The organism is Allobosea sp. RIT-PG3_2 (genome assembly GCF_057321085.1).
Genome location: NZ_JBXWCA010000012.1, coordinates 110158 through 125859, shown reverse-complemented (window position 1 = coordinate 125859; position 15702 = coordinate 110158). Strand labels below are relative to the sequence as shown.

Genomic DNA, 15702 nt, shown 5'->3' with positions numbered 1-15702 from the left:
ACCGCGGGGCGCCGGCATAATGCTCATCTATGGCAAAGAATGGCTTAACGGCGGCTTCGCCGCCGTTTCTCGGCCGGAAGCCCAGCGGACGCTTGCCTGCCACGGAAGCCCGCGCCTATAAGGCCGTTCCATTCGCCTCCGGCCCGCGCCGGCGGGCGATGTTCCCATGGTTCCATCTTCTCAGAGGGCAAAGAGTCCCCATGGCCGGCCATTCACAGTTCAAGAACATCATGCACCGCAAGGGCAAGCAGGACGCGGTGCGCTCCAAGCTGTTCTCGAAACTGGCCCGCGAAATCACCGTGGCCGCCAAGATGGGCATGCCCGACATCAACATGAATCCGCGCCTGCGCATGGCCGTTCTCGCCGCCCGCGCCGAGAACATGCCGAAGGACAACATCCAGCGCGCCATCAACAAGGCGGCCGGCGGCGAAGGCGACAATTACGATGAGGTCCGCTACGAGGGCTATGGTCCCGGCGGCGCCGCCGTCATCGTCGAGGCGCTCACCGACAACCGCAACCGCACCGCCTCGGCCGTCCGCTCCTACTTCACCAAGGCGGGCGGTGCGCTCGGTGAGAGCAACTCCGTCTCCTTCATGTTCAACCGCGTCGGCGAGATCACCTATCCGCCGGAGGCCGGCGATGCCGACAAGATCATGGACGCCGCGATCGAGGCCGGCGCCGACGATGTGATCTCGGACGAGAACGGCCACACCATCCTCTGCGCCTTCGACAGCCTGAACGAGGTCTCCAAGGCCCTCGAAGCCGCGCTCGGCGCCCCGGCCTCGGCCAAGCCCGTCTGGCGGCCGACCACGACGGCCCCGCTCGACGAGGACAAGGCCGCCTCGATGATGCGGCTGATGGAAGCGCTCGACAATGACGACGACGTCCAGAACGTCTTCGCCAATTTCGAGATCGCCGACGACATCATGGCCAAGCTCAGCGCCTGAACTTCTTTCCTTCAACCCGTCGACGTCATTCCGGACAAGCCGCAAAGCGGCGCTGATCCGGAATCCATCGACAGGCACTTGCGCTCTACGATGGATTCCGGGTCTGCGCTTCGCTTGCCCGGAATGACGCGAACAGGCACCGCGGCTCCTGTCACCGCCCGATCACCACATCCCAGAGCGGCAGGCTGATCAGCGCGCTCAAGAAGATCACCAGATAGGCGCCGCGCCGGAAGTTCTGCTCAGAAGCGAGCCGGAAGCCATGCGTGCCGGCCCAGAGCCCGACGCCGTAGACCGCGAAGAGCGGCACCGCCATCAGCAACGCGCCGCCGGTCAGGATGCCCTTCCACCACAGAACGGTGCCGCTGATCAGCGTCGAGACGCCGAAGAAGGTCTGCATGTTGGCCCGCGTCTTGTGCCGGTCGTTGCGCTGCGCACCGAGCCAGAACACCGCGAGCGGCATGCCGCCAATCGAGGCCATGCCGTTGAACAGTCCCGACAGCGCGCCGACACCGAGCGATAGCGGGATCGTCGGGCGCCCGTGATAGCGCCAGCCCGAGGCCATCAGGCCGACGGCGAGAAGCACCAGCAGGGCGAGGAGCCAGCGCATCGTCTCGCGGTCGAGCCAGATCAGCAGCCAGATCCCGGCCGGCAGCGCCAATGTCGCCGTCAGCAGCAGCGGCAGGATCTCGCTCCACTCGGCATTCTTGGAACTGCGCGCCGCGATCGGCAAGGCGAAGGGCAGGTCGATGAACCAGATCAGCCCGAGCGCCGCCACCGGCCCGAGCACCATCGAGGCCAGCGGCATGAACACCATCGCGAAGCCGAAACCGGTGAAGCCGCGCACCAGCCCGCCGAGCAGGGTAGCGGCCAGCAGGACGGCGATGCCGTCGGCCGTCAGGCCGGGCATGAAGGAGGCAAGGCTGAAAGGCATGGCATCGGCGCGAGAGGATAATTCTCTGGCGAACATGCCTGCCGGCCTCCTGCAAGAACAGCTTTCCTTTTTGATGGGATCGATGAGGAGAATTCATCTCCACTCAAGTTCCGCATGGGACAAGTCCGAAACACCCGCTAGTTTGGGCGTGTCATGGCACCCGCGATTCGCATCCTCGGTCTCGATCCCGGCCTCCGGAAGACCGGCTGGGGCATCGTCGTCTCCGAAGGCAGCAAGCTCTCCTTCGTCGCCTGCGGCTGCATCGAGAGCGACGGCAATCTGTCCCTCGGCGAGCGCCTGCGGCAGCTGCATGAGGGCCTGCACCATGTCATCGCCGCGCACAGCCCGCACGAGGCCGCGGTCGAGGAGACCTTCATCAATCGCGATCCGCAATCGGCGCTGAAACTCGGCCAGGCCCGCGGCATCGCGCTGGTCGTGCCCGCGCTCGCGGGCCTCAGCGTCGCCGAATACGCCGCCAACCTCGTCAAGAAGACCGTGGTCGGCGTCGGCCACGCCGACAAGAAGCAGGTGCAGGCGATGATCCGCGTGCTGCTGCCCAAGGCCGAGACCAGATCCGCCGACGCGGCGGACGCGCTCGCGGTCGCGATCTGCCATGCCCAGCATCGCGGCATCAAGGCGCTCGTTGCGCAGATGCGCGCGGCGGGTTGAACGTGACCGTTGGGGGACGGCAACCATGATCGGCAAGCTCAAGGGCCTGATCGATTCCTACGGCGAGGACCACGTCATCATCGACGTGCAGGGCGTCGGCTATGTCGTGCAGTGCTCGGCGCGCACGCTGCAGCGCCTGCCCAAGCCCGGCGAGGCGGCAGCGCTCTCGATCGAGACCCATGTCCGCGAGGATGCGATCCGCCTCTACGGCTTCATGTCCGATGTCGAGCGGGACTGGTTCCGGCTGATGCAGGTGGTACAGGGCGTCGGCGCCAAGGTCGCGCTCGCGATCCTCTCGACGCTCGATCCCGGTGCGCTCGCCACCGCCATCGCGACCAACGACAAGGCCGCGATCGCGCGCGCCCCCGGCGTCGGCCCCAAGCTGGCCCAGCGCCTCTGCGCCGAGCTCAAGGACAAGGCACCGGCCTTCGGCCATATCGACCCCGGCATCGTCCAGCTCTCCGGCGCGCTTGAAGACAGGAAGCTGCCGCAGCCGATCGCCGACGCGGTCTCGGCGCTCGCCAATCTCGGCTATCCTCAGGCACAGGCCATCGCGGCGGTCGCGGCTGCCGCCAAGGCGGCCGGAGACGGCGCGGGCACCGCCCAGCTCATCAAGCTGGGCCTGAAGGAACTGGCGAAGTGAGCGCGCCCGAAGAGCTGGACCTGCGCATCGTCACCGACAAGAGCGAGCTCCTGCGGATCATGCTGGCGAGCTGGGGCTCGCACAGCATGATGATCGGCCTGCACGTCTACGACGTCGCCGAGATCGACGCGCTCGGCCTGTTCGAGCCTGACGGCACGACGGCCGCGCTGGCGAGCTGGACGGTCAGGGGCGACACCGCCTATCTCTGCGCGCTCCACTCGCTGAAGCCCGGAGAAGGCGTGGCGATCCGCATGCTCGACGCCGTCATCTTCTCGGCGCGCAAGGCCGGCGCCAAGAGGCTCAAGGCGATGCTGACCAACGACAACATGCCCGGCATGACCTTCTACCAGCGCCGCGGCTTTCGCCTCTCGGGGCTTTATCTCGAAGCCATCGACGCCTATCGCTCGGTCGTGCCGACCATCATCAAGACGGGATACAAGGACATTCCGATCCACGACGCCCTCGAACTGGAGATCGCGCTGTGAGCGAGCCGAAACGCTCCGGGCTGATGACGGCCGAACGCCGCGAGGACGACAGCGAAACATCGCTGCGCCCGCTTTCGCTCGCCGATTTCACCGGCCAGGCCGCGGCGCGCGCGAATCTCCAGGTCTTCATCAACGCCGCCAAAAGCCGTGGCGACGCGCTCGACCATGTCCTATTCGTCGGCCCGCCTGGTCTCGGCAAGACGACGCTGGCGCAGATCGTGGCGCGCGAGCTCGGCGTCAATTTCCGCTCGACCTCGGGGCCGGTCATCGCCAAGGCCGGCGATCTCGCCGCCCAGCTCACCAATCTCGAGGAGCGCGACGTGCTCTTCATCGACGAGATCCACCGGCTCAACCCGGCGGTGGAGGAAATCCTCTATCCGGCGATGGAGGACTACCAGCTTGACCTCATCATCGGCGAAGGGCCAGCGGCGCGTTCGGTCAAGATCGACTTGCCGAAGTTCACTCTCGTCGGCGCCACCACCCGCGCGGGCCTGCTGACGACGCCGCTGCGCGACCGTTTCGGCATCCCTATCCGCCTGCAGTTCTACACGGTCGAGGAATTGCAGGGCATCGTCGCGCGCGGCGCCCGCGTATTGGGCGTGCCAATGTCGGATGACGGCGCCAACGAGATCGCCAAGCGCTCCCGGGGCACGCCGCGCATCGCCGGCCGGCTGCTCCGGCGCGTGCGCGACTTCGCCATCGTCGACGGCGACCCGATCGTCACCCGAAAGGTCGCCGACAAGGCGCTCTCCCTGCTCGACGTCGACGCTATCGGCCTCGACCAGATGGACCGGCGCTACCTCACCACCGTCGCGATCAATTTCGGCGGCGGCCCGGTCGGGATCGAGACCATCGCCGCCTCGCTCTCCGAGCCGCGCGACGCGATCGAGGAGATCATCGAGCCCTTCCTGCTCCAGCAGGGCTTCATCCAGCGCACCCCTCGCGGGCGCCTGCTGACGCCCCACGCCTTCCGCCATCTCGGCATGCCCGAGCCATCGCGCGAGACCGCGCAGTTCGGCCTGTTCGGGGACGAAGAGAGCGAGCCATGATCGCGGCCATCCGCCAGCTTGCTCTCGCGCTCGCTTTGACCGGGCTCACCGCCCTGCTGGCGATCGCGGCCCGCGCGGCCGAGGCAACTCCGGACCGGCCGGTGAAGGACGCCTATGCCATCACCATCAAGACGCTCGCGGCTTCCGGCCAGCCGCCCTGGCGCCCGCCGCATCGCGACAGACTCCTCAGCAAGAGCCTCGCCGCTCTCTTCGCCCGAGACGATCTCTATCAGGACGAAAGCGGCGAGATGGGCCAGATCGGTGCCGATCCCTTCATCAATGGCCAGGATGGCGAGGTGAAGAAGCTGCATGTCGCCGTCACCGAGAAGCCGGCGAACGGCAAGGCACAGGTCACCGCCACCTTCCGCAGCTTCAAGCCGGTCACCGTGCGGTTCCGCATGGTCGAGGAAGGCGGCGGATGGCGCATCGACGACATCGTCAACCGCTTCGAGGGCAAGGATTATTCGATCCGCGACGAGCTCTCGAAGCCCTATGACTGCGGCTCCTTCATGAACAAGCCCTGCAAGCGCTGAGCGCTCGCAGGGCCTGAGACAACCGCGTCCCCGGAACGCTCCGACGGATCAGCCGCTACGGCGAGCCATCTTCGCGCGCATCATCGCGGGGCGGGCGCCGGCATCCTTGAGGGCGCCCGACTTGACTGCCTTCGGATTCTCGACCGGCTGCATGCCCTTGCCGGCGGTCCGGCTGCTTGGCCGTTCCACGGCATTCTGACGCTGCTTCAGCGCCAGTGCCTTGCGCGCAATGCTGCGCTGGCTGGGTGCCCTTTCCTTCTCGGCGCGGCGCGTGCGCTCGGCGCCGACGCGCTTCAAGGCCGCCGTCAGCGCGTCGGCCTTGGCCTTGGTGCCACTGTTGTCGCTGGCCGGCTTCGCGCCTTTGGGCTCGGCCTTGCCGCGCATCTCGCGCTTCTGGCGGCGCGCGCCGTCGCGCGCCTTGTCGCGGCGCTCGCGCAACTGAGTGGCGAGCTCGCGCAAGTCATCTGCCGACAGCGAGCCGATCGCGCCCCGCTGGGTGCGGGCGACGAGATCGAGCTCGGTCTTGTCGAGCAGCCGCGCCGTCGCCTTTGTCGATTGGGCCATCATGTCCTCCCTTGCAGTTGGCTACGCAACGGCCAACGCCCGTCTTCACGGCTGGGTTCCGGGCGCGATCGTCGCAGGCCTCCCGTCCGGCCAGGCCGTTCCGCTTGCGCGCACGATGGTCTATGCCGTGGCCGACCGATGGATAACGGCCGGAGCGAGATGACCAGGACCCACCGCATCGACATTCGTGTCTACTACGAGGACACGGATTTTTCCGGCGTCGTCTACCACGCCTCCTATCTGCGCTTCATGGAGCGCGGGCGCACCGAGCTGATCCGCGCGCTCGGCATCGAGCAGCGCGAGCTTTTCGACGGCGAGACCGCGCTCGGCTTCGCGGTGCGCAAGATGACGATCGATTTCCTCCGCCCTGCCGTGATGGACGACCTGCTGACCGTCGAGACCCGCTCGGTCGAAGCGCGCGGGGCGACCATGGACCTGGAGCAGCGCGTGCTGCGCGGCGAGGAGGTTCTGATCGCGGCCGCGGTCAAGGTCGCCTGCGTCGGCGCCGGCCGGGCGCGGCGTATCCCCGATGAGCTACGCAAGCGGTTGATGCTCGACGAATGACGATATCGCGCATGCCCATCGACGCGCCGGCCGCCCGTATGTTAGCGCTCCTTACATGAGTTGGAAGCGCGACCGACCCGAAACGCCCCGCGGCTATCACCACGGCAACCTCAAGGAGGAACTCGTGCGGGCCGCGCTCGGGCTGATCGGCGAGAAGGGGCCGAACGGCTTCACCTTCGCCGAGGCTGCGCGCTTGGCCGGCGTCAGCCCCGCCGCGCCCTATCGCCATTTCCGGGACCGCGACGAATTGCTGGCTGATGTCGCGACACGCGGGTTCCAGGCCTTCGAGGCCGCCCTCGCCCGCGCCTGGGACCAGGGCAAGCCCGATCCCGAGACCGCGTTCCACCGGCTGGGCCGCGCCTATCTCGCCTTCGCCCATGACGAGCCGGCCTATTATTCGGCCATGTTCGAGGCCGGCGTGCCGCTCGATGCCAGCGCGGAGCTGCGCGCGGCGGCCGATCGCGCCTTCGCCGGGCTGCGGCAGGCGGCGGAGGCCCTGATCGCGCAATTGCCGCAGGGCAAGCGCCCGCCGGCCCTGATGATGGCGCTGCATGTCTGGGCGATGTCGCACGGCGTCGCAGCCCTGTTCGGCCGGGCCGATGGCGGCCGTCGCCCCCTGCCGATGTCGGCAGCCGAGCTGCTCGAGGCCGGCATGCTGATCTATCTCCAGGGCCTCGGCATCGGCCCCAAGGGCGCGGCGAAGCCCGACTGAAGCAATTCCGGGCGGCAGGCTTCTTGACAATCGGCGCAGCTGGATCCATTTATGTAAATGTGATTTACATTCACGATCATTAGAGTGAGGGAGCAATGCCGATCGTCGCCAAGCTTGACGAATATGGGAAGGGTGCCTGGATCGCCTTCGCGGTTCTCGGCTTCATCGTGTTCTGGCCCTTGGGTCTGGCGACCCTGGCCTTTCTGTTCTGGAGTGGACGCATGGGTTGTGGTTACGCAGGAGACCGGTACGAGCACCGGATGAGCCGTCTTCAGGGCAAGATGGACCGGCTGCGCGAGCGCATGGCCGGCCGCGAAGGCGGCTTCGGAAGCGGCTTCGGCGGCTGGGGCCGCGGCGGCCCCTCCAGCGGCAACCGCGCCTTCGACGAGTACCGTGCCGAGACGCTGCGCCGCCTCGAAGAGGAACAGCGCGAGTTCCACGACTTCCTGGACCGGCTGCGCATGGCTCGCGACAAGTCCGAGTTCGACCAGTTCATGGCCGACCGCCGCAATCAGCCGCCGGCGAATCCTCCGGCGCAGCCCGACGCCGCCTGACGCCTGCTACGGCAGATGCAGATGAGAGCCCGCTCCGGTCTGCCGGGGCGGGCTTTTTCGTCGCATGCAGGAGCTTACATCGCATCGCCAACGCGGAACGGGTCTGCCTGCCCGGAGCCCGGGCAGGCATTGCGCCTCGGCGAATGCTATCTGAGCACGATGTAGAATGCCTCGGCGAAGCTGAGATCCACCATGTCGCCCCGGCGGAGCTTCTGCAGATTCGCCTTCACGTCAGGGTCGGTGACGGTGAGCGAACGCGGGCCGAAGGGGCCGACATAGCTCACGACGCTGTTGGCCGCGTCGAATCGTTCGAACCGCGCCGTCAGCGTCACCGACCGTGCGACGAATTTTTCTGGCAGGTTCTGGAACGACGGCGCGCTCGCCGCCTCGGTGTAGGTGATCCCGGGCTTCGCACCACGCTTGTTGCGCCGGACGTCGACGACAACCCCCTCGACCCGGTTGATCTCGACCATGTCTCCCTCGCGGACATTCTCAAGATTGCCGAAGACCGGCGGAACGTCGACGAGCCATCGATAGCCGCGCTGCTCGACGACCACCGCGCGGTTGGGCGGATCGACCGACACGACGCGGACGGTAAGGCGCTCGATATCGACCGGGCCCACCCCCGCGACGATCACTGTTCGGCTGGTAACCTCAGGGGTGGTGGCGCAACCGGCCGCCCCCAATGCGATCGAAATCGCAACAATCAGACCAATATGCTTCGACATGGAAACCTCTCCGTTAAGAAAGCAACTCCGGGTCAATTCTAGCATCTTGTCGCGGATGATAGCCGCAGGAGCAGTAGTAGAGTCTTCCGCCGAGAGTTTCAGCCAAATTCTTGCGGGTGCTTATCCAGATAAATCCCGAGCCCTGAACCGGTAAATTTCGGACCTTCCAGCCCGGCCATTCGAGGCACGAGGCTGGTCGTGCGCCCCTCCGGCGGATCGAATCCGATCACCGGCTTTTCTCGAAAACCAGCCTTGACGACATCTCTGTCGTTCGTGAACTCGTCCCTCGAATCCACGCGGAATACCGGCCAGAACGGCGCCAGATCTGTAAAGCGCTCGTGCGTCACGCGATCCGAGAGGGGTCGTCGGAGGTTGCCTCTCAGCGCCCTTGAGGCATCGCGCCAGCCGTATACCCCACATTAACCTTGCTGGATGCTTAACTCATTGCGGAGCATGTGTTCCGTGGGAAACCCCGTTTCGGCCCATCTTTCGCCGGATTCGCGCGCGATTGACGGGGTACGGCATTTCCCCGGATCGCGAAACGGGCGGCGGCGTGGGTCTCCCGCGACGCGAGCGGCGGGGTTTGGATCGGGGCCATGGGCCTTGCAGGCTCGGCCGTCGGTCGTACCGCCTGGGTGAGAAGGATGACAGGATGAACCCCGCCGACGTTGCGCAGGCCGCGCCGCAGATCGACATGTCGTTCTGGACGCTGTTCTGGCATGCTCACATCGTGGTCAAGCTGGTGATGCTGGGCCTGATCGGCGCCTCGATCTGGTGCTGGTCGATCATCATCGACAAGACGCTGCTCTATCGGCGCACGCGCAAGGACATGGACGCCTTCGAGGAGGTGTTCTGGTCCGGCCGCTCGCTCGAGGAGCTCTATCGCGATCTCGCCGGCAAGCCGGTCAACGACATGGCCGCCGTCTTCGTCGCGGCGATGCGGGAGTGGAAGCGCTCCTTCGAGAATGGCGGGCGCTCGGTCGCCAGCCTCTCGCAGCGCATCGACAAGGTGCTGGACGTCACCATCCAGCGTGAGACCGAACGGCTGGAATCGAAGCTCCTCGTGCTCTCAACCATCGCCTCGGCCGCGCCCTTCATCGGCCTCTTCGGCACGGTCTGGGGCATCATGCATTCCTTCACCGCCATCGCGGTCTCCAAGAATTCCTCGCTCGCGGTCGTCGCCCCCGGCATTGCCGAGGCGCTCTTTGCCACCGCGATCGGCCTGTTCGCCGCGATTCCCGCGCTGATGGCCTACAACAAGCTCCAGGCCGAGGTCGCCAAGGCTCAAGGCCGGCTCGAGGCCTTCGCCGACGAGTTCTCCGCGATCCTGTCGCGGCAGATCGACGAGCGCATGGCGGCTTGAGGGGCTGAAAGCATGGGTATGTCCGCCGCCACAGGCGCAAAGGGCTCAGGCCGCCGGGGTCGACGCGGGCGCCGCCACGGCGCCATCGCTGAGATCAACATGACGCCGTTCATCGACGTCATGCTGGTGTTGCTCATCATCTTCATGGTCGCCGCGCCGCTGATCGCGACCGGCGTGCCGCTCGACCTGCCGCAGACCGGCGCCAAGCCGATCAACGTCGACCAGAAGCCGGTCACCATCGCCATCGACAGCAAGGGCCAGATCTTCCTGCAGGACCAGCCGACGCTGGAGCCGGATCTGGTCGCCAAGCTGCAGGGCCTGGCGAAGCAGGGCTTCGACGAACGCATCTATGTGCGCGGCGACAAGCTGGTCGACTACGGCCGGGTCGCCTCGGTGATGTCGACCATCACCTCGGCAGGCTTCAAGCGGGTTGCGCTGGTCACCGAACCGGCGAGCCGCTGAGAGCGAAGAAAGCAAGGGTGTTCAGGGCGTGAAGCTTACGACCTCCGAACCTGGCATGCTGGTGTCGGCGCTCGGCCACGCGACGGTCCTCGTCGCGGGGCTGCTGGCGTTCGCCTCGCCGGCGCCGCTGCCGGAGAACGAAGAGGCGATCGCCGTCGAGATCATCGATCCCAACGCGCTGAACCAGGTCACGCGCGGCGAGCGCAGCGCCGAGAAGGTGCAGGCCCAGCCGACGCCCCGCGCCGAGCGCCAATCCGAGACGGTCGAGCGCAAGGAGGCCGGCGAGGCCAAGACCGACACGCCCGCCCCGCCTTCACGTCCGCCCGAGTTGAAGACCGCCGACGACAACGCCTCCGCGCCGCTGCCGCCGACCCGCTCGGCCGAACTGCCCAAGCCCGAGACCAAGCCGCCCGAGCCCGCCAAGCAGCCGCCGCAGAAGAGCGAGGCGGCCGCGGCGCGCGAGGCCGAGCAGAAGCGCGAGGAACTGGCCAAGCTCGCCGAGGAGGCCGAGATCGCCTCCAAGGCGAAGCAGGCCGAGGAAGAGGCGAAGGCCGCCGCCAAGGCCAAGTCGGAAGCGGAAGCCCAGGCCGCCAAGCGCGCGGCTGACGCAAAGGCCAAGGCCGAGGCGCTCGCCAAGGCCGAAGCCGACAAGGCCGCGAAGGAGAAGGTCGAAGCCGCCGCCAAGGCGAAGGCAGAGGCCGAGCAGAAGGCGAAGCTCGCCGCCGAGGCCAAGGCCAAGCAGGAGGCGGAAGCCAAGGCGAAGCGCGAAGCCGAGATCGCCAAGAACTTCAACGCCAGCGATATCGCGAAGCTGCTCCAGTCGAAGGAGAAGGCGCAGTCTTCCGGCTCCTCGGCGCCACAGGTCAACCGCACGGCCTCGTTGGGCACCGAGCGCGGCGCCTCGCAGAAACTCAGCCCCTCGCTTCGGGCGCAGCTCATCGGCATCATCCAGGATCAGCTCCTGAAGTGCTGGAACGTGCCGATCGCGCTCGCCAATGCGCATGGCAACGGCAATATCGTGCCCTCGGTCCGGATGAAGCTGAACACCGACGGCTCGCTCGCCGGCCAGCCGGGCGTGATCAATTCCTCCGCGGACCCGCTTTTCCGCGTCGCCGCCGACTCGGCGCTGACCGCCACCCGCCGCTGCGCGCCATTGCGCATTCCGGCTCAATTCGCCTCTTATTATGACGATTGGCGCGATGTCGTCGTCAATTTCGACGCAAGGGACGTCATGTGACCCCGATGATCGACCGTACCCCCCTCCCCTTCCTCACCGCCGCTCCGACCCGCCGCCGCCTTCTGGCGACGGCCGGTGCCGCGCTGCTGGTGCCCACGGCTGCCCGCGCCGAACTCGTCATCGACCTGCGCGGCGGCGCCTTCCAGCCGATGCCGATCGCCATCGCCGACTTCGCCGGCGAAGGCGGCGTCCTCGTCTCCGGTGTCATCACCAACAACCTGAAGCGCTGCGGCTACTTCACGCCGATCGACAAGAGCCGCTTCCCGGAGGCGAACCCGCCCTTCGACGCGGCGCCGCGCTTCGACGCCTGGAAGGCCAGCGGCGTGCAGGCGCTGGTGACCGGCCGCGTCGCGCGCGAGGCCGGCCGCATCCGCGCCGAGTTCCGGCTCTGGGACGTCGCGACCGGCACGCAGACCGACGGCCAGCAATATTTCACCGACCCGAGCAATGCCCGCCGCGTCGGCCACATCATCTCGGACGCCATCTTCAGCAAGGTCACCGGGCTCGGCGGCTTCTTCGACACCCGCGTCGTCTTCGTCGACGAATCCGGTCCGAAGGAAAACCGCCGCAAGCGCCTCGCCATCATGGACCAGGACGGCGCCAATGTGCGCTTTCTCACCAATGGCGACACCTCTGTGGTGACGCCGCGCTACTCGCCGGTCTCGCAGGACGTCACCTTCATGACCCAGCGCCAGGGCGAGCAGCCGCGCGTGCAGGTGCTCAACATCGAGACCGGCCAGCGCCAGGTCGTCGGCAACTTCCCCGACATGAGCTCGAGCCCGCGCTTCGCGCCCAATGGCCAGCGCGTCGTTCTCTCGCTGCAGCAGGGCGGCAACGCCAATCTCTATGCCATCGACATCGGCTCGCGTTCGACGACGCGGCTGACCTCGACGGCGGCGATCGACACCTCGCCCTCCTATGCGCCCGACGGCTCGAAGATCGTCTTCGAGAGTGACCGCGGCGGCCAGCAGCAGCTCTATGTGATGTCGTCCGCCGGCGGCGACGGCCAGCGCATCTCCTTCGGCCAGGGCCGCTACTCGCAGCCCTCCTGGTCGCCGCGCGGCGACCTGATCGCCTTCACCCGCCAGGGCGGCGGCGGCTTCGCCATCGGCGTGATGCGCCCCGACGGCTCGGGCGAGCGCATCCTGACCGAGGGCTTCCACAACGAGGCGCCGAACTGGGCCCCGAACGGCCAGTACCTGATGTTCTTCCGCGATCCCGGCGGCCAGTCCGGCGGCAAATTGTACATGGTCGATATCACCGGCCGCGTCGAAGTGCCCGTGCCGACCCCGGCCTTCGCCTCCGACCCGACCTGGTCGCCCCTGCTGACCGCGGCGCGCTGAGGCGAACTGGTTTTCCTCGGAAACACGCCGTCATCCGGGCTTGACCCGGGATGACGCAAAAAGCCGCTCGATGATCTCGGGCGGCTTTTGCTTTTGCGATGCTGCCGGCTCAATCGCGATAGGCCGGCTCCTCGGCGTCGAGCTGCCGGCGGATCGAGGCCAGATGCAGGCGCGCCGATTCCGGGTCACCCTCGCGCATCTGCCGATAGGCCGCCTCGGCGATCTCCGGCTTGACCGGCAGCACCTGGCGCCCCGTCGAGAGCGCGAGAGCCTGAACTTCGCAGGCGCGCTCCAGATAATAGAGATCGTCCCAGGCCTCGGCGATGTTCGGCCCGAGCACCATGACGCCGTGATGCTTCATGAAGACGATGTCGGCCCCGCCGACCGCAGCCGCGATGCGGTCGCCCTCGCGCTCGTCGAGAGCCAGCCCGTTATAGTCCCGGTCGACGGCCGTGCGGCCGTAGAACTTCAGCGCCGTCTGCCCGGCGAAGATCAGCGGATCGCCCTCGGTCATCGAGAGTGCCGTCGCGTAGGGCATGTGGGTATGGAAGGCGACCTTGGCGCGCGGGATGTTCTTGTGGATCCGGGCATGGATGTAGAAGGCGGTGGCCTCGGGCTCGCCCTCGCCGGACACGACATTGCCGTGGAAGTCGCAGATCAGCAGCTTCGACGCCGTCAGCTCCCGGAAGGCCCAGCCATAGGGATTGACCATGAACAGGTCGTCATAGCCCGGCACGAGCGCGGAGAAGTGATTGCAGATCCCCTCCTCGAAGCCATAGCGCGCCGCCATCCGGAACGTCGCGGCAAGGTCCCGGCGCGCCTCCCATACCACCTCGGAGTCGAGGTCGGGCTGGTTCGGACCGCGGATGGGCGCCGTGCTCGCAGCGCCGGACTTCAGGGAATGGGCCATCGCGATCTCCGGTCGACGGGAAAGGCGGAAAAGAAGCAAGCATCGAGCCGACGCTTGCGGAACGATAGGGCCGGCCCGGCGAAACAGGCGCTGCAATTGCTCGGCCGATTTGCAAGCTTCTTTCGTGGCTACGATGAAGGCGTCGGCATGCTCCGCGATCGACGTGCAGCCGGCGGCTCGGCATCCGATGTGTCCGCCGCATCACAGCCGCTGGCGGAAACGCCTTTCGCCATAATTGGTTAACCATACGCCCTAATGCCGCCACTTCGCCTTGTTCTGGCAAGGTCTCGTTTAGGTTGACGCTTCATTGATGGAGCCATGCGAAGCCCTCTTCGAAGCGCGCCGCCAAAAGATTTGATCGCCCGGAGTTCAGCCATGATGACCACTCTCTTCACCGGCGGCCGTGCCGTCCGTTTCGCCGCCGCCATTGCCGCAACGCTCGCACTCGGCGCCTGCGCCAAGGACCAGAACGCGGATGCCTCGGGCTTCGGCGCCGGCGGCGCCGCGACGCCCGGCAGCGCGCAGGACTTCGTCGTGAATGTCGGCGACCGCGTCTTCTTCGAGACCGACTCCACCGACCTGACCTCCACCGCCACCACCACGCTCGACAAGCAGGCCGGCTGGCTGCAGCGCTATCCGCGCTACACCTTCACGGTCGAGGGCCACGCCGACGAGCGCGGCACGCGCGAGTACAACTATTCGCTCGGCGCCCGCCGCGCCCAGACGGTGCGCGACTACCTCGCTTCGCGCGGCATCCAGGCCAACCGCATGCGCACCATCTCCTACGGCAAGGAGCGCCCGGTCGCGGTCTGCAACGACATCTCCTGCTGGTCGCAGAACCGCCGCTCCGTCACGGTGCTGGACGGCGCCGGCGGCGCGCCGGGCGTCTGATCGCAGCGAAAACGCACAATAAAAAAGACCCCGGACGGCGACGTCCGGGGTCTTTTCGCTTATGGGCGAATTGCCGTCATTCTCGGGCGAAGCGAAGCGCAGACCCGAGAATCTCAAGCAGAAAGAGGCGCCTTTTTCCTCCAGAGATGCTCGGGTCAAGCCCGAGCATGACGACGCGTGGTCCTTCTCAACCCGCCGGCGTCGGGATCAGGCTCTTGGCGACGCCCTCGATCCGCTCGGCCGCCGCGACGAGCGCTTCCGCCGCACGGTCCTCGACATCGCTCAAGCGCTGGTCGGCGGCACCGGCATCGCCCCGTATCGCAGCGTGATCGGCCTCGAGACGGGCCAGCCTCTGCCTGAGTTCATGCACCTCGTCGGCCACCATCAGCGCCGCCATGACATGCAGCCGCATGTCGCCGATCTCGCCGAAGGCCTGCCGCATCTCGCCGATCTTGTCGTCATAGAACTTAGCCAGCCCCTCCAGATGCGGTTCCTCGCCCTCCCCGCAGGCCATGCGGTACGCCTTGCCGGCGATCATGACGTTGACTTGCGGCATCCGCTGTCCTGCCTCTCTGTCTAGCTCGCTTCGGGCTCGGCCGGCTGCTGCGCCTGCACACGGTCGATCACGGCGCCGATGACGTTCATCGCCCGCTCCAGCCGCTGATCGACATCGGCCGCCGCGGTCTCGACATGGCCGAGCCGCGCCATCGCGCCGTCGAGATCGGCCGCGAGCCGCGCCCGATCATCCTGCATCAGCGCCAGTTCCGTTTCGAGATTGCCCCGGCCGCGTTCGGATTCGATCCGCCGCCGCGCCGCCGCCTCGAGCTGCGCAAGCGCGCCGTCGAGACGCGCCAGCGCATTGTCCAACATCAGGCTCGCCACCATCGCTCTCCTTTCAGACCGAAGCCGGCTCACACGATTCGTGACTGAATTTACAGCAGAACGCCGGAAAACAGGAATCGCTCCGAAGACCCGGAAGCACCGCCTCGCAGGCACTTGCCCGCCATGCTTCAGACGCCGTCTGCGGAAAACCGGCAAAAGCCAGCCCCTGCGACCTCGAAAGCCGGATTCCGCGAATTGACTCGACCCGAGGGCAAGGCCTAATCCACCCGTCCTT

The 15702-nt window shown here is 67.0% G+C and carries 21 protein-coding genes; 14 read left to right on the top strand and 7 right to left on the bottom strand.

Going from position 1 to position 15702, the window contains the following annotated elements:
* The first annotated feature begins 200 nt into the window (after nt 1–200).
* On the top strand, nt 201–947 hold the full coding sequence (locus AC2FAN_RS25490; RefSeq protein WP_265054770.1) for a YebC/PmpR family DNA-binding transcriptional regulator: 747 nt from the start codon (nt 201–203) through the stop codon (nt 945–947).
* A gap of 151 nt (nt 948–1098) precedes the next feature.
* Here the strand turns inward: AC2FAN_RS25490 and AC2FAN_RS25485 are convergent, their stop codons facing one another.
* Nucleotides 1099–1878 carry a sulfite exporter TauE/SafE family protein gene (locus tag AC2FAN_RS25485; protein ID WP_485176830.1) on the bottom strand — a complete coding sequence of 260 codons (780 nt, stop codon included), beginning with the start codon at nt 1876–1878 and terminating at the stop codon, nt 1099–1101.
* Nucleotides 1879–2031: 153 nt separating this feature from the next.
* Between AC2FAN_RS25485 and ruvC the strand changes: the two genes are divergently transcribed.
* From ruvC to AC2FAN_RS25460, 5 genes are read left to right on the top strand one after another with little or no spacing between them, the layout of a single operon-like run.
* A complete protein-coding gene (gene ruvC, locus AC2FAN_RS25480) occupies nt 2032–2547 on the top strand; it encodes a crossover junction endodeoxyribonuclease RuvC (RefSeq protein ID WP_485176829.1) in 516 nt (171 codons plus the stop codon).
* Between the two features lie 25 nt (nt 2548–2572).
* The gene (ruvA, locus tag AC2FAN_RS25475; RefSeq protein ID WP_485176828.1) at nt 2573–3190 is read left to right on the top strand and encodes a Holliday junction branch migration protein RuvA; all 618 of its coding nucleotides are present in this window, start codon (nt 2573–2575) and stop codon (nt 3188–3190) included.
* Nucleotides 3187–3675, top strand: a complete 489-nt coding sequence (locus tag AC2FAN_RS25470; RefSeq protein ID WP_485176827.1) for a GNAT family N-acetyltransferase — start codon at nt 3187–3189, stop codon at nt 3673–3675. The genes ruvA and AC2FAN_RS25470 overlap by 4 nt, the downstream gene beginning before the upstream one ends.
* 23 nt (nt 3676–3698) lie before the next feature.
* Nucleotides 3699–4724: a Holliday junction branch migration DNA helicase RuvB gene (gene ruvB / locus AC2FAN_RS25465; protein WP_485176892.1), complete on the top strand. Its 1026-nt coding sequence runs from the start codon at nt 3699–3701 to the stop codon at nt 4722–4724.
* Nucleotides 4721–5257 (top strand): DUF3828 domain-containing protein, encoded by a 537-nt coding sequence (locus AC2FAN_RS25460; protein WP_485176826.1) that lies wholly within the window; start codon nt 4721–4723, stop codon nt 5255–5257. Before ruvB ends, AC2FAN_RS25460 begins: the two co-directional genes overlap by 4 nt.
* 48 nt (nt 5258–5305) lie before the next feature.
* Here AC2FAN_RS25460 and AC2FAN_RS25455 read toward each other — a convergent pair whose 3' ends face one another.
* Nucleotides 5306–5821 (bottom strand): hypothetical protein, encoded by a 516-nt coding sequence (locus tag AC2FAN_RS25455; RefSeq protein WP_485176825.1) that lies wholly within the window; start codon nt 5819–5821, stop codon nt 5306–5308.
* 159 nt (nt 5822–5980) lie between these two features.
* Between AC2FAN_RS25455 and ybgC the strand changes: the two genes are divergently transcribed.
* The 3 genes from ybgC to AC2FAN_RS25440 all read left to right on the top strand — a co-directional run bounded on the left by ybgC (nt 5981) and on the right by AC2FAN_RS25440 (nt 7651).
* Nucleotides 5981–6385, top strand: a complete 405-nt coding sequence (gene ybgC, locus AC2FAN_RS25450) for a tol-pal system-associated acyl-CoA thioesterase (RefSeq protein WP_485176823.1) — start codon at nt 5981–5983, stop codon at nt 6383–6385.
* Between the two features lie 55 nt (nt 6386–6440).
* Nucleotides 6441–7097 (top strand): TetR/AcrR family transcriptional regulator, encoded by a 657-nt coding sequence (locus AC2FAN_RS25445; protein WP_265054777.1) that lies wholly within the window; start codon nt 6441–6443, stop codon nt 7095–7097.
* A gap of 95 nt (nt 7098–7192) precedes the next feature.
* Nucleotides 7193–7651, top strand: a complete 459-nt coding sequence (locus tag AC2FAN_RS25440; RefSeq protein WP_265054778.1) for a DUF2852 domain-containing protein — start codon at nt 7193–7195, stop codon at nt 7649–7651.
* A gap of 146 nt (nt 7652–7797) precedes the next feature.
* Here the strand turns inward: AC2FAN_RS25440 and AC2FAN_RS25435 are convergent, their stop codons facing one another.
* Together AC2FAN_RS25435 and AC2FAN_RS25430 are read right to left on the bottom strand one after the other, a co-directional pair.
* Nucleotides 7798–8379 (bottom strand): hypothetical protein, encoded by a 582-nt coding sequence (locus tag AC2FAN_RS25435; RefSeq protein ID WP_476806008.1) that lies wholly within the window; start codon nt 8377–8379, stop codon nt 7798–7800.
* A 98-nt stretch (nt 8380–8477) separates the two neighbouring features.
* Nucleotides 8478–8726: a hypothetical protein gene (locus tag AC2FAN_RS25430; protein ID WP_265054780.1), complete on the bottom strand. Its 249-nt coding sequence runs from the start codon at nt 8724–8726 to the stop codon at nt 8478–8480.
* 305 nt (nt 8727–9031) lie between these two features.
* On the opposite strand from AC2FAN_RS25430, the gene tolQ reads away from it, so the two are divergent.
* From tolQ to tolB, 4 genes are read left to right on the top strand one after another with little or no spacing between them, the layout of a single operon-like run.
* Complete coding sequence (tolQ, locus tag AC2FAN_RS25425; RefSeq protein WP_265054781.1) at nt 9032–9742, top strand: protein TolQ; 711 nt, start codon at nt 9032–9034, stop codon at nt 9740–9742.
* Nucleotides 9743–9754: 12 nt separating this feature from the next.
* Nucleotides 9755–10204, top strand: coding sequence for an ExbD/TolR family protein (locus AC2FAN_RS25420; RefSeq protein ID WP_265054782.1), 450 nt, complete (start codon nt 9755–9757; stop codon nt 10202–10204).
* Nucleotides 10205–10232: 28 nt separating this feature from the next.
* Complete coding sequence (tolA, locus tag AC2FAN_RS25415) at nt 10233–11441, top strand: cell envelope integrity protein TolA (protein WP_485176821.1); 1209 nt, start codon at nt 10233–10235, stop codon at nt 11439–11441.
* 5 nt (nt 11442–11446) lie between these two features.
* Entirely contained in the window at nt 11447–12784 is a 1338-nt protein-coding gene (gene tolB, locus AC2FAN_RS25410; protein WP_265054784.1) for a Tol-Pal system beta propeller repeat protein TolB, read from the top strand.
* A 109-nt stretch (nt 12785–12893) separates the two neighbouring features.
* Here the strand turns inward: tolB and AC2FAN_RS25405 are convergent, their stop codons facing one another.
* The gene (locus AC2FAN_RS25405) at nt 12894–13694 is read right to left on the bottom strand and encodes an aldolase (protein ID WP_485176820.1); all 801 of its coding nucleotides are present in this window, start codon (nt 13692–13694) and stop codon (nt 12894–12896) included.
* A gap of 378 nt (nt 13695–14072) precedes the next feature.
* Here AC2FAN_RS25405 and pal point away from each other — a divergent pair, with 378 nt between their 5' ends.
* The gene (gene pal / locus AC2FAN_RS25400; RefSeq protein WP_265054908.1) at nt 14073–14585 is read left to right on the top strand and encodes a peptidoglycan-associated lipoprotein Pal; all 513 of its coding nucleotides are present in this window, start codon (nt 14073–14075) and stop codon (nt 14583–14585) included.
* A gap of 187 nt (nt 14586–14772) precedes the next feature.
* Here the strand turns inward: pal and AC2FAN_RS25395 are convergent, their stop codons facing one another.
* Nucleotides 14773–15141 (bottom strand): cell division protein ZapA, encoded by a 369-nt coding sequence (locus tag AC2FAN_RS25395; protein WP_265054786.1) that lies wholly within the window; start codon nt 15139–15141, stop codon nt 14773–14775.
* A 20-nt stretch (nt 15142–15161) separates the two neighbouring features.
* Nucleotides 15162–15467, bottom strand: a complete 306-nt coding sequence (locus tag AC2FAN_RS25390; protein WP_320109574.1) for a DUF4164 domain-containing protein — start codon at nt 15465–15467, stop codon at nt 15162–15164.
* Nucleotides 15468–15702 lie beyond the last annotated feature (235 nt).

Bases quoted from the DNA above. Each gene is read 5' to 3' on its own strand.
- pal (WP_265054908.1), top strand. From the start codon at position 14,073: ATGACCACTCTCTTCACCGGCGGCCGTGCCGTCCGTTTCGCCGCCGCC.
- ruvA (WP_485176828.1), top strand. From the start codon at position 2,573: ATGATCGGCAAGCTCAAGGGCCTGATCGATTCCTACGGCGAGGACCAC.
- AC2FAN_RS25405 (WP_485176820.1), bottom strand. From the start codon at position 13,694: ATGGCCCATTCCCTGAAGTCCGGCGCTGCGAGCACGGCGCCCATCCGC.
- ruvC (WP_485176829.1), top strand. From the start codon at position 2,032: ATGGCACCCGCGATTCGCATCCTCGGTCTCGATCCCGGCCTCCGGAAG.
- AC2FAN_RS25455 (WP_485176825.1), bottom strand. From the start codon at position 5,821: ATGGCCCAATCGACAAAGGCGACGGCGCGGCTGCTCGACAAGACCGAG.
- tolQ (WP_265054781.1), top strand. From the start codon at position 9,032: ATGAACCCCGCCGACGTTGCGCAGGCCGCGCCGCAGATCGACATGTCG.
- AC2FAN_RS25435 (WP_476806008.1), bottom strand. From the start codon at position 8,379: ATGTCGAAGCATATTGGTCTGATTGTTGCGATTTCGATCGCATTGGGG.
- AC2FAN_RS25395 (WP_265054786.1), bottom strand. From the start codon at position 15,141: ATGCCGCAAGTCAACGTCATGATCGCCGGCAAGGCGTACCGCATGGCC.
- tolB (WP_265054784.1), top strand. From the start codon at position 11,447: ATGATCGACCGTACCCCCCTCCCCTTCCTCACCGCCGCTCCGACCCGC.
- AC2FAN_RS25490 (WP_265054770.1), top strand. From the start codon at position 201: ATGGCCGGCCATTCACAGTTCAAGAACATCATGCACCGCAAGGGCAAG.
- AC2FAN_RS25445 (WP_265054777.1), top strand. From the start codon at position 6,441: ATGAGTTGGAAGCGCGACCGACCCGAAACGCCCCGCGGCTATCACCAC.
- AC2FAN_RS25485 (WP_485176830.1), bottom strand. From the start codon at position 1,878: ATGCCTTTCAGCCTTGCCTCCTTCATGCCCGGCCTGACGGCCGACGGC.
- ybgC (WP_485176823.1), top strand. From the start codon at position 5,981: ATGACCAGGACCCACCGCATCGACATTCGTGTCTACTACGAGGACACG.
- AC2FAN_RS25440 (WP_265054778.1), top strand. From the start codon at position 7,193: ATGCCGATCGTCGCCAAGCTTGACGAATATGGGAAGGGTGCCTGGATC.
- AC2FAN_RS25460 (WP_485176826.1), top strand. From the start codon at position 4,721: ATGATCGCGGCCATCCGCCAGCTTGCTCTCGCGCTCGCTTTGACCGGG.
- ruvB (WP_485176892.1), top strand. From the start codon at position 3,699: ATGACGGCCGAACGCCGCGAGGACGACAGCGAAACATCGCTGCGCCCG.
- AC2FAN_RS25420 (WP_265054782.1), top strand. From the start codon at position 9,755: ATGGGTATGTCCGCCGCCACAGGCGCAAAGGGCTCAGGCCGCCGGGGT.